Source organism: Frankia sp. CpI1-P (assembly GCF_001421075.1).
GTDB lineage: Bacteria > Actinomycetota > Actinomycetes > Frankiales > Frankiaceae > Frankia > Frankia torreyi.
This window is the reverse complement of sequence record NZ_LJJX01000008.1, coordinates 160,065-174,723: the sequence shown is the minus strand read 5'-3', so window position 1 is coordinate 174,723 and position 14,659 is coordinate 160,065. Positions and strand designations below refer to the sequence as shown.

11 protein-coding genes and 10 pseudogenes are annotated in these 14,659 nt (G+C 71.8%); all 21 read right to left on the bottom strand.

Translation table 11 applies throughout. The features are described from left to right. Position 1: 1 nt before the first annotated feature. A partial coding sequence (locus FF86_RS43130; RefSeq protein WP_242418372.1) for a polyprenyl synthetase family protein occupies positions 2 to 464 on the bottom strand: 463 nt, incomplete at its 3' end. A 7-nt stretch (positions 465 to 471) separates the two neighbouring features. Continuing rightward, positions 472 to 1,574: pseudogene (gene nuoN, locus FF86_RS07995) on the bottom strand (NADH-quinone oxidoreductase subunit NuoN); the annotation flags it as partial. 1 nt (position 1,575) lies between these two features. Then, positions 1,576 to 1,898, bottom strand: a pseudogene (locus FF86_RS43125) (NADH-quinone oxidoreductase subunit N); the annotation flags it as partial. Position 1,899: 1 nt separating this feature from the next. Continuing rightward, the coding region (locus FF86_RS43120; protein WP_242418385.1) for a hypothetical protein at positions 1,900 to 2,046 on the bottom strand (147 nt) is incomplete at its 3' end. Next, positions 2,043 to 3,081 (bottom strand): annotated as a pseudogene (locus tag FF86_RS43115) (NADH-quinone oxidoreductase subunit M); the annotation flags it as partial. The pseudogene FF86_RS43115 and the gene FF86_RS43120, both read right to left, overlap by 4 nt. A 1-nt stretch (position 3,082) precedes the next feature. Further along, positions 3,083 to 3,298, bottom strand: a pseudogene (locus tag FF86_RS43110) (proton-conducting transporter membrane subunit); the annotation flags it as partial. A gap of 1 nt (position 3,299) precedes the next feature. Next, positions 3,300 to 3,813, bottom strand: a pseudogene (locus tag FF86_RS43105) (NADH-quinone oxidoreductase subunit M); the annotation flags it as partial. Position 3,814: 1 nt separating this feature from the next. Beyond that, on the bottom strand, positions 3,815 to 3,926 hold a 112-nt coding region (locus FF86_RS43100; protein WP_242418384.1), incomplete at its 3' end, for a hypothetical protein. Position 3,927: 1 nt separating this feature from the next. After that, complete coding sequence (nuoL, locus tag FF86_RS07985; RefSeq protein WP_044885130.1) at positions 3,928 to 5,913, bottom strand: NADH-quinone oxidoreductase subunit L; 1,986 nt, start codon at positions 5,911 to 5,913, stop codon at positions 3,928 to 3,930. Between the two features lie 99 nt (positions 5,914 to 6,012). Continuing rightward, positions 6,013 to 6,312, bottom strand: a complete 300-nt coding sequence (nuoK, locus tag FF86_RS07980) for an NADH-quinone oxidoreductase subunit NuoK (protein WP_044885129.1) — start codon at positions 6,310 to 6,312, stop codon at positions 6,013 to 6,015. Beyond that, a complete protein-coding gene (locus FF86_RS07975) occupies positions 6,309 to 7,364 on the bottom strand; it encodes an NADH-quinone oxidoreductase subunit J (RefSeq protein ID WP_044885128.1) in 1,056 nt (351 codons plus the stop codon). The genes nuoK and FF86_RS07975 overlap by 4 nt, the downstream gene beginning before the upstream one ends. After that, positions 7,361 to 7,939 carry an NADH-quinone oxidoreductase subunit NuoI gene (gene nuoI / locus FF86_RS07970; RefSeq protein WP_044885127.1) on the bottom strand — a complete coding sequence of 193 codons (579 nt, stop codon included), beginning with the start codon at positions 7,937 to 7,939 and terminating at the stop codon, positions 7,361 to 7,363. Before nuoI ends, FF86_RS07975 begins: the two co-directional genes overlap by 4 nt. 80 nt (positions 7,940 to 8,019) lie before the next feature. Next, a pseudogene (locus tag FF86_RS43095) lies at positions 8,020 to 8,552 on the bottom strand (NADH-quinone oxidoreductase subunit H); the annotation flags it as partial. A gap of 30 nt (positions 8,553 to 8,582) precedes the next feature. Next, positions 8,583 to 8,782, bottom strand: a pseudogene (locus FF86_RS43085) (NADH-quinone oxidoreductase subunit H); the annotation flags it as partial. A 20-nt stretch (positions 8,783 to 8,802) separates the two neighbouring features. Then, the coding region (locus tag FF86_RS43075; RefSeq protein ID WP_242418371.1) for an NADH-quinone oxidoreductase subunit H at positions 8,803 to 9,292 on the bottom strand (490 nt) is incomplete at its 3' end. Further along, positions 9,289 to 11,647, bottom strand: a pseudogene (locus FF86_RS07960) (NADH-quinone oxidoreductase subunit G); the annotation flags it as partial. The gene FF86_RS43075 and the pseudogene FF86_RS07960, both read right to left, overlap by 4 nt. A gap of 1 nt (position 11,648) precedes the next feature. Further along, positions 11,649 to 11,942, bottom strand: a pseudogene (locus tag FF86_RS43070) (2Fe-2S iron-sulfur cluster-binding protein); the annotation flags it as partial. A gap of 1 nt (position 11,943) precedes the next feature. Next, a partial coding sequence (locus FF86_RS62020) for a hypothetical protein (RefSeq protein WP_255355736.1) occupies positions 11,944 to 11,997 on the bottom strand: 54 nt, incomplete at its 3' end. 2 nt (positions 11,998 to 11,999) lie between these two features. Beyond that, positions 12,000 to 13,349: an NADH-quinone oxidoreductase subunit NuoF gene (nuoF, locus tag FF86_RS07955; RefSeq protein ID WP_044885124.1), complete on the bottom strand. Its 1,350-nt coding sequence runs from the start codon at positions 13,347 to 13,349 to the stop codon at positions 12,000 to 12,002. Positions 13,350 to 13,352: 3 nt separating this feature from the next. Further along, a complete protein-coding gene (gene nuoE / locus FF86_RS07950; RefSeq protein ID WP_370657180.1) occupies positions 13,353 to 14,090 on the bottom strand; it encodes an NADH-quinone oxidoreductase subunit NuoE in 738 nt (245 codons plus the stop codon). After that, positions 14,087 to 14,658, bottom strand: a pseudogene (locus FF86_RS43065) (NADH dehydrogenase subunit D); the annotation flags it as partial. The gene nuoE and the pseudogene FF86_RS43065, both read right to left, overlap by 4 nt. Position 14,659 lies beyond the last annotated feature (1 nt).

The following is a 14,659-nucleotide window of genomic DNA, read 5'->3' as shown; positions in this document are numbered from 1 at the left end:
NCCTCACACAGGGTCGCGATCGTCCGGGCGAGGATCCGGGTCGCCGCGGGGCCCAGGTCCGCGGTGATGTCGGAGGCGCGGGCGAACAGGTAGTCGCCGGTGAGGATCGCGACCGTGTTCGTCCACCGGGCGTTGGCGGACGCCGCTCCCCGGCGCCGGGGAGCCTCGTCCATCACGTCATCGTGGTAGAGCGTCGACAGATGGGTGAGTTCGATCGCGACGGCCGCCGGCACCACCCCGGGGGCGTGCGGATCGGCGAACTGCGCCGCCAGCAGCACGACGATCGGGCGGAAGCGTTTACCCCCCGCATCGACGAGATGCCGCGAGGTCTCGGTCACGAAGGAGAACTCGCTGCGCACAGATGCGCGTAGCAGCTCCTCCACCTGACCAAGCCCATCTCGCACGGCTTTTTCCAGATCAGGATCGGTCCTGATCCCCACGACGTCCAGCCCGATAGCGCTCATACCACCGTCAGCGTACGAAGCCGGACGTCGCCGCGGTATTCGCGAGGTCCAGAAGGGGCTGTGGCGCTACTCCCAGGACCAGTGTCGCCACGGTGCCGATGCCGACCGTGGCGAACGTCAGGGTCGGTCGGGTGACCACGACGGGCCCCTCGGCGAGCGGCTCCGAGAAGAACATCAGCACGATCACGCGCACGTAGAAGAAGGCCGCGATCGCGCTGCAGACCAGCGCCACGACCACAAGTGGGGTCGCGTCGCCCTCGATCGCCGCCTGGAACACGGCGAACTTCCCGGTGAAGCCGCTGGTCAGCGGGATGCCGGCGAGCGCCAGCAGGAGGAAGGAGAACGTGCCGGCCAGCAGCGGCGAGGTGCGGCCGAGACCGCGCCACTGGGACAGGTCGCTGGCCTCGCCGTCGCTCGTGCGCACCAGTGAGACCACGGCGAACGCGGCGATCGTGGTGAAGCCGTAGGTGACCAGGTAGAACATCGAGCCGCGCAGGCCGTCGGTGTTGGTGCCGGCGAGCCCCACGAGCAGGAAGCCGGCGTGGGCGACCGCTGAGTAGGCCAGCATCCGCTTGATGTCGCGCTGGGTCAGCGCCAGCACCGCGCCGACGACCATCGTGAGGATCGCCACGGTCCACAGCACCGGCCGCCAGTCCCAGCGCAGGCCGCCGAAGGCGACGTAGAAGACGCGCAGCAGGGCACCGAAGGCGGCAACCTTGGTCCCGGCGGCCATGAACGCGGTCACCGGGGTCGGGGACCCCTGGTAGACGTCGGGCGTCCACGAGTGGAACGGCGCGGCGCCGATCTTGAAGAACAGGCCGACGGCCAGCAGGCCGAGCGACAGGTAGAGGTAGAGGTCGTTCTTCCCCACCGTGCCGACCGCGTCGGCGACCTTGCCGAGCTCCACGCTGCCGGCAAATCCGTAGGCGAACGCGACGCCGTAGAGAAAAAATGCCGATGAGAATGCTCCGAGCAGGAAGTACTTCATCGCCGCCTCCTGCGAGAGCAGGCGCCTGCGCCGGGCGAGCCCGGCCAGCAGATACAGCGGCAGCGACAGGATCTCCAGCGCCACGAACATCACCAGCAGGTTGTTCGAGGCGACGAAAAGCANCATGCCGGTGACCGAGAAGACCATCAGCGGGTACGCCTCGGTCTGCATGTCCGCGGAGGTCTGCTGCGCGGTCGAGCCCTTCGACCCGGGGGTGATCGCCGCCGAGGCGACGATCGCGCCGCCGGAGGAGTCGAGCCGGCGCTCGGCTACGAGCAGCACCGACAGCAGCGCGAAGACCAGGATCGTGCCCTGCATGAACAGCGTCGGCGCGTCGATCGCCACCGCGCCCGAGGCGAGCACCGCGTGCCGGCCGTGCAGCACCGCGACCGCGACCAGCGCGGCGATGAAACCGCCGCCGGCCAGGACGGGCTGGATGACCCGACNCGCCCCGCGGGTGGCGAAGGCGTCGACGAGCACCCCGACCAGCGCCACCACGAAGACGATGAGCAGCGGGCTGAGCGAGGAGTACTCGATCGACGGCGGCGTGATCTTCTGCGTCTGCGCCAGCAGGACGGTCGGATCGGCGCTCACGAATGGCCTCCGGGCTGCGCTGAGGCGGGATGGGCGGCCGCCGGGTGGGTCGGTGCCGGATCGGACTTGCCGATGTCGGCGTAGGTCGCCGTCACCGTCGGCCTGATGATGTCAAGCAACGGCTTCGGATACACCCCCAGGGCGACGATGAGCGCGACCAGCGGCGCCACGACGACCTTCTCGCGCAGGCCGAGGTCGTGCAGGACCCTGTTCTCCTCGTGGACGACCGGGCCGGTCATCGTCCGCTGGTACAGGTACAGCACGTAGATCGCCGCGAGCACGATGCCGCAGGTCGCCACGATCGCCAGCGGCTTGTTCGCGGTGAACGTGCCGACGAGGACGAGGAACTCGCTGACGAAGCTGTTCGTCCCGGGCAGCGCCAACGACGACAGCCCGGCGAGGAGGAAGACCCCGGCGAGCACCGGCGTCACCTTCGCCAGGCCGCCGTAGGCGCCGACGTCGCGGGTGCCCCGGCGGGTCACCAGGAAGCCGACGACCAGGAACAGCAGCCCCGTCGACAGCCCGTGGTTGACCATGTAGAGCACCGCGCCGGTGCCGGCCTGGCTGGTGAAGGCGAACAGGCCCAGCGCGATGAAGCCGAAGTGGGCGAGCGAGGTGTAGGCGACGAGGCGTTTCATATCTCGTTGCCCGATGGCCAGCAGCGCCCCGTAGAAGATCCCGACGACCGCCAGGCCCAGCACCAGCGGGGCGAAGTAGTCCGCGGCGTCTGGGAACAGCGGGATGCAGTAGCGGATCAGCCCGAAGGTCCCCACCTTGTCCAGCACGCCGACGAGCAGCACCGCGCCGCCGGTGGGCGACTGGGCGCCCGCGTCGGGCAGCCAGGTGTGGAACGGGAACAGCGGTGCCTTGATGGCGAACGCGACGAAGAAGCCGAGGAACAGCAGCTTCTGCACCCCGGGGGTGATCTCCATCTGCCGCAGGGTGGCGAAGTCGAACGTGCCGTGCCCGAGGTTGTCCGCGGACACAACGTACAGGCCGATCACCGCGGCGAGCATGAGCAGTCCGCCGAGCAGGNTGTAGACCAGGAACTTCACCGCCGCGTAGGAGCGCTGCGCCTGCTCCTTCACCGGGCCGTAGCTGCCGATGAGGAAGTACATCGGGATCAGCATCGCCTCGAAGAACACGTAGAACAGGAAGACGTCGGTCGCGGCGAACACGCCGATCATCCCGGCTTCCAGGGCGAGCAGCAGCGCGAAGAACGCCGGCACCGAACGGCGGCCGTGCCTCTCGGNGGCCTCGCCTCGCGCTTCGACCGGCGGGATCGTCACGGTCCGCGCCGGGGCCGGGGCGGCCAGCGCAACCGCGGTCCCGCCCGAGCCGCCACCGCCACCTGACCCACCACCGCCGCCCAGGTCATCACCGCCGAGCCCGCCGACACCGCCGAGCCCGCCGACACCGCCGATTTCTCCGGCCACGCCGATCGGCCCGACTCCGCCGGCGGAACCGGTGCCCCCGGCGGACCCGCCGGGCGTGCCGCCGGTGGCGTCGGGGGCGACCGTGGGCGCGGGGACACGGCCACCGCCCGTGGCGTCGCCGTCGACCTCGTCCCACGACGACAGCACCACGACGGGCACCAGCAGCGCGGCCAGCAGCATCAGTACCAGCGAGATGCCGTCGGCCCCGACCGAGTAGGAGATGCCGAACGTGGAGATCCAGTCGTAGGACTGGCCGAACTGGAAACCGGCCTTGTCGGGGTCGTAGGCGAAGGTCGCGAGCACGGCGAGCACCAGGACCGCGAGCGTGATGNCGAGAGTGAGCTGCTTGGCGAGCGTGGCGTGGCGCCGCGGCAGGGCAGCGACGACCACCGCTCCCGCGGCCGGGACGATGAGCAGGATCGTCAACCAGGGGACTGTGTTCACGTCAGCCCGCCCTCACCAGCAGCAGTGCGCCGACCACGAGGACGGCACCTCCCAACATCGACAGAGCGTAGGACCGAACGAAGCCGGTCTGCAGGCGGCGCATCCGCCCGGACAGCCCGCCGATGGCGGCGGCGCTGCCCCGCACGAGCCCGTCGATGCCGACGAGGTCCAGCCAGACCAGGAAGCGGGTCAGGTACTGGCCGGGACGCATGGCGACGGTCTCGTTGAACGTGTTCGCGAACAGGTCGTGCCGGGCGGCGAAGGTGACCAGGGTGACCTCGGTGTCCGGACGGGCCACGGACTCGACCGGCCGCATCTGGTAGCGCAGGTAGGCGCCGGCGAAACCGCCCGCGGTCACCACCAGGGTGAGCAGGGTGAGCACGACCGGAGAGAACGTGTGCACGCCCTCGACGCCCGTCCCGGCGACCGGTTCGAGCCAGTCCTGCAACGAGTGGCCGAGGACGAACAGGCCGCCGGCGAACACCGAGCCGACCGCCAGCACGATCATCGGCCCGGTCATCGACACCGGCGACTCGTGCGGGTGCTTGGCGGCCGGCCCCTCCGCCGACCAGCGCGGCTTGCCGTGGAAGGTCATCAGGAACAGCCGGGTCATGTAGAACGCGGTGATGCCCGCGCCCAGCAGCGCGATCGAGCCGAGCAGGTAGCCGGACGTGCCGCCCTTGTCGAACGCCGTCTCGATGATGCGGTCCTTGGTGAAGAACCCGGACAGCCCCGGAAAGCCGATGATCGCCAGGTAGCCGAGGCCGAAGGTCACCCAGGTGATCGGCATGTACCGCCACAGCCCGCCGTAGTGGCGCAGGTCCTGGTCGTCGTCCATCCCGTGGATCACCGACCCGGCGCCGAGGAACAGGCCGGCCTTGAAGAAGCCGTGGGCCAGCAGGTGCATGATGCCCAGCGCGTAGCCCGCGGGCCCCAGGCCCACGGCGAGGAACATGTAGCCGATCTGGCTGACCGTCGAGTAGGCCAGCACCTTCTTGATGTCGTCGTAGGCGCAGCCGATGACGCAGCCGATGAGGATCGTCGCGGCGCCGATGATGACGACGACGGTGCGCGCCGCCTGCGTCCCGTCGAAGATCGGCCCGGCCCGCACGATGAGGTACACCCCGGCGGTGACCATCGTCGCCGCGTGGATGAGCGCGGAGATCGGGGTGGGGCCCTCCATGGCGTCCGGCAGCCATGCCTGCAGCGGGAACTGGCCGGACTTGCCGCACGCGCCGAGCAGGAGCAGCAGCGCGATCGCGGTCAGGGTGCCGTAGCCGATGACGCCCGCGGCGGCGGCGCCGAACACGTCCGCGTAGCTGGTCGAACCCACGGTGGCGAACATGAACATGATCGCCAGGGCGAGGCCGACGTCGCCGACCCGGTTCATGTAGAAGGCCTTGTTCGCCGCGGTGGCCGCGGCCGGTCGGTCCTCCCAGAACTTGATGAGCAGGTACGACGACAGGCCGACCAGCTCCCAGCCGGCGTAGAGCGACAGGAAGTTGTTGCCCAGGACGAGCAGCAGCATCGACGCCAGGAACAGGTTCATGTAGGCGAAGAACTTCCGCCTGTTCGGGTCGTGCGCCATGTAGCCGATCGAGTAGATGTGGATCAGTGTGCCGACGCCGGTGATCAGCAGTACGAACACGATCGAGAGCTGGTCGACGAGCAGGCCGACGTCCACCCGGAAGCCGTTCACCGGGATCCAGGAGTACAGATGCTGCGACAGCGCCCGGTCGTCGCCGTCCCGGCCGAGCAGCGCGGCGAACAACACCAGGCCGAGCACGAAGCTCGCCGCCGCCGCGAGCGTGCCGATGATGTGGCCGACCCGGTCGGTGCGCCGCCCGCCGAGCAGCAGCACCGCGGCGCCGGCCAGCGGCAGCACGATGAGCAGCCAGGACAGCGAGAACACCCCGGAGGCGGCGGCGTAGTGGATCGGCTGGCCGCCGGGTTCGGTAGCGGCGAGCAGAGCCGGGGCGACCCTCATCGCGACCCCGCCACGGCGCGTCGTTGGCGATAAAGCGTCACTGCAGTCTCGTCCGTTCTTCCATGACCGCCGGGGGCGCCGCGGCCGCTGGGTCGCAGGTCAGTACTTCAGCAGGTTCACGTCGTCCACCGACGCCGAGCGACGGGTGCGGAAGATGCTGAGGATGATGGCCAGGCCGATGACGACCTCGGCGGCGGCGACGACCATGACGAAGAACGCCATGATCTGGCCGTCGAGGGTGCCGTTGATCCGGGAGAACGTGACCAGGGTCAGGTTCACGGCGTTGAGCATGAGCTCGATCGACATGAACACGACGATCGCGTTACGCCGGACGAGGACCCCGACGGTGCCGATGGTGAACAGCAGCGCCGAGAGGATCAGGTAGTTCGCGGGATTCACCGCTCGTCTCCCTTACCGGCGCCCGCCAGCGCCGAGCCGTTCACGTCGACCGGATCCGTTCCGCCCGCGGCGCCGTCCGCCGCGGCGCCGTCCGTCGGCGCCGGGGGTGTCGGCGCGCCCGGCGTGGAGCCGCCGCCCGCGCCCGGTCCGCCCGGCCGGCCCGGTCCTGCCGGCCCGCCGGATCCCCGCGGGCCGCCGGGACCCGCCGACCCCGGGCCATCGGACACTCCGGGGGCGCCTGGGGAACCCGGGGTGTCCGGGGCGTCCGCCGCCTCCCGGCCGTCGGGGAGGTCCGCGGCGCCCGGTTCGTCGGCGCCCCCGGGGATGCCGGGGATGCCGCCGATCCCGGAGGCGCGGCCGCCGCCGGGCAGCAGGCCGAGGGTGTCGGCCGAGTCGTGCCGGGCGAAGACGCCGGGTCCGGGCAGCGGGGTGACCTGGCGGCCGGGTTCGGCGAACCGGCGGCGCATCCGCTCCCGCTGGTCGACCCGGCCGCCCTCGCGCTCGCGGTGGCCGAGCACCATCGTCCCGATCGCGGCGACGACGAGCAGCGCCGAGACCGCCTCGAAGACGAAGACGTAGTTACTGAACAGCAGCCGACCGATCGCCTGGACGTTGCCGCCCTCGTTGGCCTTGTCGAGGCCCTTGGCGCTGCCGCCGTCGATGGCCGAGCCGATCGGGAAGACCAGCAGCCCGGCGAAGCCGAGCCCGAAGATCGCCGCGCCGAGCCGCTGGCCACGGATGGTCTCCACCAGCGAGTCCGAGGAGTCGACGCCGACGAGCATGAGCACGAACAGGAACAAAACCATGATCGCGCCTGCGTAGACGATGATCTGCACGAACCCGAGGAACGGCGCCTGCTGGACCAGGTAGAACACCGCGACGCAGAACAGGTTCGCCACCAGCAGCAGCGCTGCGTGCACGGCGCTGCGGACCAGCACCATCCCGACCGCGGCCAGCACCGCGATCGGCGCCAGGATCCAGAACACCGCGGCCTCGCCGGTGGAGGTGCTGGTGATCTCGCCCGCGGCGGCGAGCAGAGTCGCGTGGGTCATCGCGGCCGCTCCGACCCGGCGTCGGAACCGCCGGCGGCCGCGCGTTGCTCGTCGGTCACCTGCCAGGGCAGCGGCGCGTCGGGGTCGCGCACGTAGTAGTCGGTCTCGCTGGAGCCGAGCCGCATCGGGTGCGGCGGCGCCTCCATGCCGGCGGCCAGCGGGGCGAGGAGCTGCTCCTTGGTGAAGATCAGGTCCCGGCGGTTGTCGTCGGCGAGCTCGTAGTCGTTCGACATCGTCAGCGCCCGGGTCGGGCACGCCTCGATGCACAGCCCGCACAGGATGCAGCGCAGGTAGTTGATCTGGTAAACGCGGCCGTACCGCTCCCCCGGCGAGTAGCGCTCGGTCTCGGTGTTGTCGGCGCCCTCGACGTAGATGGCGTCGGCGGGGCAGGCCCACGCGCACAGCTCGCAGCCGACGCACTTCTCCAGCCCGTCCGGATGACGGTTGAGCTGGTGGCGGCCGTGGAACCGGGGCGCGGTCTCCTTCTTCTGCTCCGGGTACTGCTCCGTCGTCGGCTTCTTGAACATCGTCGAGAAGGTGACGCCGAAGCCCTTGTAGGGGTCGAAGAAGCCCATGACTCAGCTCTCCTGACGCGGAGGGGGGTCCGCGGGGATGACGGTGGACGACCCGTTGGCCGAGGTACCCGCGGGCACCNCCGGACGGTGGCGCGCACCGCCCGGTGGCGGGGGCGGCCACGGGATGCTTTCGAGGCTCGGCGCCTGGGCAAGCTTGCGGCGCTCGGCCTCCTCCAGCTCCCGCTGGTGCTTCGCGCCACCGGGATCGAGCAGCGCGATGATCAGCATGACGCCGATGACCACCCCGACGCCGATCAGCCACGGCGTGCGGTCGTCGACGTCCTTCTGGTAGACGCGGAAGGTCGCGATGATCAGGACCCACAGCAGGCCGACCGGGATCAGCACCTTCCAGCCGAACGCCATGAACTGGTCGTAGCGCAGCCGGGGCAGCGTCCCGCGCAGCCAGATGAAGAAGAACAGGAACAGCAGCAGCTTCAGGACGAACCAGATCAACGGCACCCAGCCGTGGTCGAGACCGGACAGGCCCGGGATCGGCGGCGGCTGCCAGCCGCCGAGGAACAGCGTGGTCGCGATCGCCGAGACGGTGACCATGTTGATGTACTCGGCGAGGAAGAAGAAGGCGAACTTGATCGAGCTGTACTCGGTGTGGAAGNCGCCGACCAGCTCACCCTCGGCCTCGGGNAGGTCGAAGGGGGTCCGGTTCGTCTCACCGACCATCGAGATGCAGTACAGGACGAACGACGGCAGCAGCGCGATGTACCAGCGCCCCGACTGGCTCTCCACGATCCCGGACGTCGACAGCGTGCCCGCGTACATGAACACCGCGACGAACGACAGGCCCATCGCCACCTCGTAGGAGATGATCTGGGCCGCCGAGCGCAGNGAGCCGAGCAGCGGGTAGNTCGACCCACTCGACCAGCCGGACAGGATCAGCCCGTAGACCCCGAGGGAGGCCGCGGCGAGCATGTAGAGCACGCTGACGGGCAGGTCCGCGAGCTGGAGCGTGGTGCGCTCGCCGAAGATCGAGACCTCCGGGCCGAACGGGATGACGGCAAAGGCGAGGAACGCCGGGACCGCCGAGAGGATCGGCGCCAGGATGAAGATCGGCTTGTCCGCGAGGGCCGGGATCAGGTCTTCCTTGAGCATCAGCTTGGCGCCGTCGGCGAGGCTTTGCAGCCAGCCCCTCGGGCCGTGCCGGTTCGGCCCGACCCGCTGCTGCATCTTCGCGACGACCTTGCGCTCGAACACGATCGAGAACAGCGTCATCAGCAACAGGAAGGCGAAGACCGCCACGCCCTTGAGCAGGATCAGCCAGAACGGGTCGTCGCCGAAGCCGGACAGGTCCGGGTCGACCGGGGCGGCGTACACGAGCGCGGCGGCGGCGTGGCTCATGGCCGGCCCCCGGCGGGCTCGTCGCCGACCGTGCGCGGCGCCGGGGCGATCGGGTCCGCGGCGGCGGATGCGGCCGGCGGTGCCGCCGGCGGTGCCGCCGGCGGCGCGGCCGTCCCCGGCGGTCCGGCCGCGGGTGGCCGGGAGCCGGCGGGCGACGTCTCGACCGTCACGGCGGTGTCGCGGGCGGCGGTGAGCTCGGCCCCCAGCGCCGTGCCGCGACGCTGGTCGACACCGAACGTGTCGGCGCCGGCGGGCCGGGGGGTGCCGCCGGCCGCGATCCGGACGACGACGCCGGCGCGGGCGGCGAGTGAGCGGCGCACGTGCGAGCCGGCCGAGTGGGTGGGCACCCAGACGACGCGGTCGGGCATGGCGGCGAGCTCGCAGGGCAGGGTGACCGACCCGCGGCCGCTGCGCACCGTCACCAGGTCCCCGGCGGCCACCCCGATCTCGGCGGCGGTCGCCGCGGACAGGCGGACCCGGGCGGGCCGGGCAGTGCCGGCGAGATACGGCTCGTCGGCGAGCAGGGCGCCGTCGTCGACGAGCTGGTGCCAGGTGGCGAGCACCGCCTCGCCCGGTCCGGGGACGCTCGCGGCCTCGGCGGGATCGGACGGTGCGGGCACCCGGGAGACGCCGGTCCCGGCCCGGCCGACGTCGCGCAGCTCGCGGGCGGCGGCGCCGGTGTCGGGCAGCCGCAGGTCGATGCCCATCTCGGCGGCGAGCAGGTGCAGCACGCGCACGTCGGGCAGCGCCGGGGTGTCCAGGGCCCGTTGGAACGGCCGCAGCCGGCCCTCCCAGTCGACGAACGAGCCGGCCTTCTCCGCCACCGGCGCGACCGGCAGCACCACGTCGGCGACCTCGGCGATGGCCGAGCGCCGCACCTCCAGCGACACGCAGAACGGCACGCGGGCCAGCGCGGCCAGCGCGGCGGCGGGGTCAGGCAGGTCCTCGGCGTCGACCCCGGCGACGAGAATCCCGTCGAGGCGGCCGGCGGCGGCCGCGGCGAGGATGCCGGCGGTGTCGCGGCCGGGCGCGCCGAGCAGCCGGCCGCCCCAGAACGCCTCGACCTCGGCGCGGGCGGCGGGGTCGGCGACCGGACGGCCACCGGGTAGCAGCGAGGGCAGCAGCCCGGCGGAGACGGCGCCGCGGTCCCCGGCGCGGCGCGGCACCCAGGCGAGCGCGGCGCCGGTGGCGTCGGCGAGGCGCAGGGCGGCGGACAGCGTTCCGGGGATCTCGCCGGCCCGCTCGCCGACGAGGATGACCGCGCCGGGCTCCCGCACCGCACGGGCGGTCGCGGCGAGCGAGTGGGTGTCGCCCGCGCCGGGGCGGGCGTCGGCAAGCGCATCGAGGACGGCCGGCTCGGCGCCGGGCTCGGTGGTGACCAGCGTCCCGGCGAGCTTGGCCAGCCCGCGGGTGACCAGCGGCGCGAGCGCGTGCACGGCGGTGGCGTGCTTGTCGGCGGCCTTACGCAGCCGCAGGAAGACGATCGGCGACTCCTCCTCCGGCTCGAAGGCGACGAGCAGCACCGCCGGCGCCGCCTCCAGGTCGGCGTAGGTCACCCCGATGCCGGTGCCGGCGACCGCGTGGCCGAGGAACTGCTCCTCCTCGGCCGAGTGCGGCCGGGCACGGAAGTCCACGTCGTTGGTGGCCAGCGCCACCCGGGTGAACTTGGCGTAGGCGTACGCGTCCTCGCGGGTCAGCCGGCCGCCGGCGAGCACGCCGACGCCGTTGCGGCCGCGGCATTCGGCCAGCCCGCGGGCGGCGTATTCCAGCGCCTCGGACCAGGTCGCCTCGACGAGTTGCCCGGTGTCGTCGTCGCGGATCAGCGGCGTGGTCAGCCGGTCGGCGGCGCGGGCGTAGGCGAACGCGAAGCGGCCCTTGTCGCAGTTCCACTCCTCGTTGACCGCCGGGTCGTCGCCGGCGAGGCGGCGCACCACCTTGCCGCGGCGGTGGTCGGTGCGCAGGCTGCATCCCGACGCGCAGTGCTCGCACGCCGTCGGCGTGGAGACCAGGTCGAACGGGCGGGCCCGGAACCGGTAGGCGGCGCTGGTGAGCGCGCCGACCGGACAGATCTGCACCGTGTTGCCGGAGAAGTAGGAGGAGAACGGCTGGCCGTCGCTGACCGCGACCTGCTCGGCGGCGCCGCGCTCGAACAGCTCGATGAACGGATCCCCGGCGATCTGCGCGGAGAACCGGGTACAGCGAGCGCACAGCACGCAGCGTTCCCGGTCGAGCAGGATCTCGGTGGAGATCGCCAGCGGCTTCGGGTAGGCCCGCTTGGCCTCCTTGAACCGGGAGACGGCGCCGCCGTTCGCCATCGACTGGTTCTGCAGCGGGCACTCACCGCCCTTGTCGCAGNTCGGGCAGTCGAGCGGGTGGTTGAGCAGCAGGAACTCGATGTTGCCTGCCTGGGCCTTGCGGGCCACCGGCGAGGTGAGCTGGGTCTTCACGACCATGTCGGCGGTGACGGTCGTCGTGCAGGAGGCGACCGGCTTGCGCTGGCCTTCCACCTCGACGATGCACTGCCGGCAGGCGCCGACGGGGTCGAGCAGCGGATGGTCGCAGAACCGCGGGATCTCGATGCCGAGCAGCTCCGCCGCCCGGATGATCAGCGTGCCCTTGGGGACGCTGACCGGCAGCCCGTCGACGGTGANGGTGACGAGATCCGCGGCGGTCGACGCGGCCGGCTGGGATGGTGCGACGGTCATGGTCAGTGCGCTCCCGCGTAGGCGCCCGGGGTGGGCGCGGCCGAGCCGTTGCCGGCCGCGGCGCTGCCCGGGGTGTCGGGGGTGTCCGGGGTGGCGTCCGGCCTCGACGTCACCGCGCTCACCGGGATGAACTCGTCCCGGAAGTACTTGATCCCCGAGACGATCGGGGAGGTGGCCCCGTCGGCCAGCGCGCAGAACGCCCGGCCGAAGATGTTGTCGCAGGCGTCGACGAGGGTGTCGACGTCGGAGGCGTCGCCCTGCCCCCGCTCCAGCCGGGACAGGATCTTCACCATCCAGCTCGTGCCCTCGCGGCACGGGGTGCACTTGCCGCACGACTCGTGGGCGTAGAACTGGGTGAGCCGGCGGACGACCCGGAGCATGTCGGTCGTCTCATCCATGATCATCAGAGCCGCGGTGCCGAGCAGCGACCCGGCCTCCTGCATGCCCTCGAAGTCGAGCGGGGCGTCGAGGTGCTCCGCGGTGAGCATCGGCGTGGACGACCCACCCGGCGTCCACGCCTTGAGCGCACGCCCGCCGCGCACCCCGCCGGCCAGGTCGAGCAGCTCGCGCAGGGTCGTGCCCATCGGGACCTCGTACTGGCCGGGCCGGGTCACGTGGCCGGACAGGCTGAAGATCTTCGGGCCCGGGGCGCGTTCCCGGCCCATCGTGCGGAACCAGTCCACCCCGTAGTTGACGATGTAGGGCACGGTCGCGATCGTCTCGACGTTGTTGACGACGGTCGGAGACGCGTACAGCCCGTGCGTCGCGGGGAACGGCGGGCGCAGCCGCGGCTGGCCACGCCGGCCCTCCAGCGAGTCGAGCAGGGCCGTCTCCTCGCCGCAGATGTAGGCGCCGGCGCCGGAGTGCACGACAAGCTCGAGGTCGAAGCCGCTACCGAGGATGTCGCGGCCGAGGTAGCCGGCGGCGTACGCCTCGGCGACCGCGGCGCGCAGCCGGCGGGCCGCGTGGATCAGCTCGCCGCGCAGGTAGACGAACGCCCGGCTGGCCCGCACCGCGTACGCCGCGATGATGATGCCCTCGACGAGCGAGTGCGGGTCGGCCTTCATCAGCGGGGCGTCCTTGCAGGTGCCGGGCTCGCCCTCGTCGGCGTTGATGACGAGGTAGTGCGGCCGGCCGTCGCCCTGCGGGATGAAGCCCCACTTCATCCCGGTGGGGAAGCCGGCGCCGCCGCGCCCGCGCAGCCCCGAGTCCTTGATGAGCTTGATGAGCTCGTCGGGGTCACCGGCGAGCGCCGTGCGCAGCGCGACGTAGCCGTCGAGCCGGCGGTAGGTCGCAAGCGTCCACGACTCCGGGGTGTTCCAGCGCCGGGTGAGGACCGGGGTGACGGGCATTGATCAGTTCCCCTTCCGCTCGGAGGAGGCGGTGGGCGCGTCGGGCTGGCCCGCACCGGTCTCGCCTGCGGTGACGAACGGTGCGGGGGCCTGGTCGGCCCGCCAGCCGGCCGCCTCGGCGAGCAGCAGGCCGGCGACCGACGGCTCGCCGACGCCGGGTCCCGCGACGCCCGCCGGGCGCTCGTCGGCGAACCCGGCGAGCTGGCGGGACGTCTCGGCGAACGAGCACAGCGGCCCGCCGCGGGTGGGGGCGGGGCGCTCGCCGGCCTGCAGGCCCTCGACGATCGCCTGCGCCGAGTCCGGGTCGACCTGGTCGTAGAACTCGTAGTTCACCGTCATCACCGGCGCGTAGTCGCAGGCGGCGAGGCACTCGGCGTGTTCGAGGGTGATCGAGCCGTCCGGGGTCGTCTCGTCGTGGCCGATCCCGAGGCGGTCGGCGACCCGGGCGAAGACCTCGTCCCCGCCGAGCAGCGCGCAGGACAGGTTCGTGCAGACCGAGACGAGGTAGTCGCCGACGGGCCGGCGCTTGTACATCGTGTAGAAGGTCGCGACCGCGCCGACCTCGGCCTGGGTGATGCCGAGCGTGTCCGCGCAGAAGGTCACCCCCTCGGTCGTCACGCAACCCTGCTCCGCCTGCACCAGGTGCAGCAGCGGCAGCAGCGCCGAGCGGGAGCGGCCGGCCGGGTAGCGGGCGATGATCTCGGCCGCGGCGGCGTGGATCTCGGGCGAGAAGGCCATCATCGATCAACTCCCCCGAGCACCGGGTCCACCGAGGCGACTCCGACGATCACGTCCGCGACCTGGCCACCCTCGGTCAGCGCCGGGACGGCCTGCAGGTTGACGAAGCTTGGGTCGCGGACGTGGACGCGGAACGGTCTCGTCCCGCCGTCGCTGACCACGTGGTAGCCGAGCTCGCCGCGGGGCGACTCGATCTGTGTGTAGACCTGGCCGGGCGGCACCCGGAAGCCCTCGGTAACCAGCTTGAAGTGGTGGATGAGGGCCTCCATCGAGGTCCCCATGATGTTCCGGATGTGCGCCAGCGAGTTGCCCATCCCGTCCGCGCCGATCGAGAGCTGCGCCGGCCAGGCGATCTTCTTGTCGGCGACCATGACCGGGCCCGGCCGCAGCCGGTCCAGGCACTGCTCGATGATCTTGAGTGACTCGCCCATCTCCTCCAGCCGCACCAGGTAGCGGGCGAAGGAGTCCGCCTCCAGGGCGGTCGGCACGTCGAACTCGTAGGTCTCGTAGCCGCAGTAGGGCATGGTCTTGCGCAGGTCCCAGGCGAGGCCCGCGGCGCGCAGCACCGGCCN

Excerpts from the sequence above, each read along its gene's own strand:
- nuoF (WP_044885124.1), bottom strand. The coding sequence starts at position 13,349 with ATGCCCGTCACCCCGGTCCTCACCCGGCGCTGGAACACCCCGGAGTCG.
- nuoL (WP_044885130.1), bottom strand. The coding sequence starts at position 5,913 with ATGAGGGTCGCCCCGGCTCTGCTCGCCGCTACCGAACCCGGCGGCCAG.
- nuoI (WP_044885127.1), bottom strand. The coding sequence starts at position 7,939 with ATGGGCTTCTTCGACCCCTACAAGGGCTTCGGCGTCACCTTCTCGACG.
- FF86_RS07975 (WP_044885128.1), bottom strand. The coding sequence starts at position 7,364 with ATGACCCACGCGACTCTGCTCGCCGCCGCGGGCGAGATCACCAGCACC.
- nuoE (WP_370657180.1), bottom strand. The coding sequence starts at position 14,090 with ATGATGGCCTTCTCGCCCGAGATCCACGCCGCCGCGGCCGAGATCATC.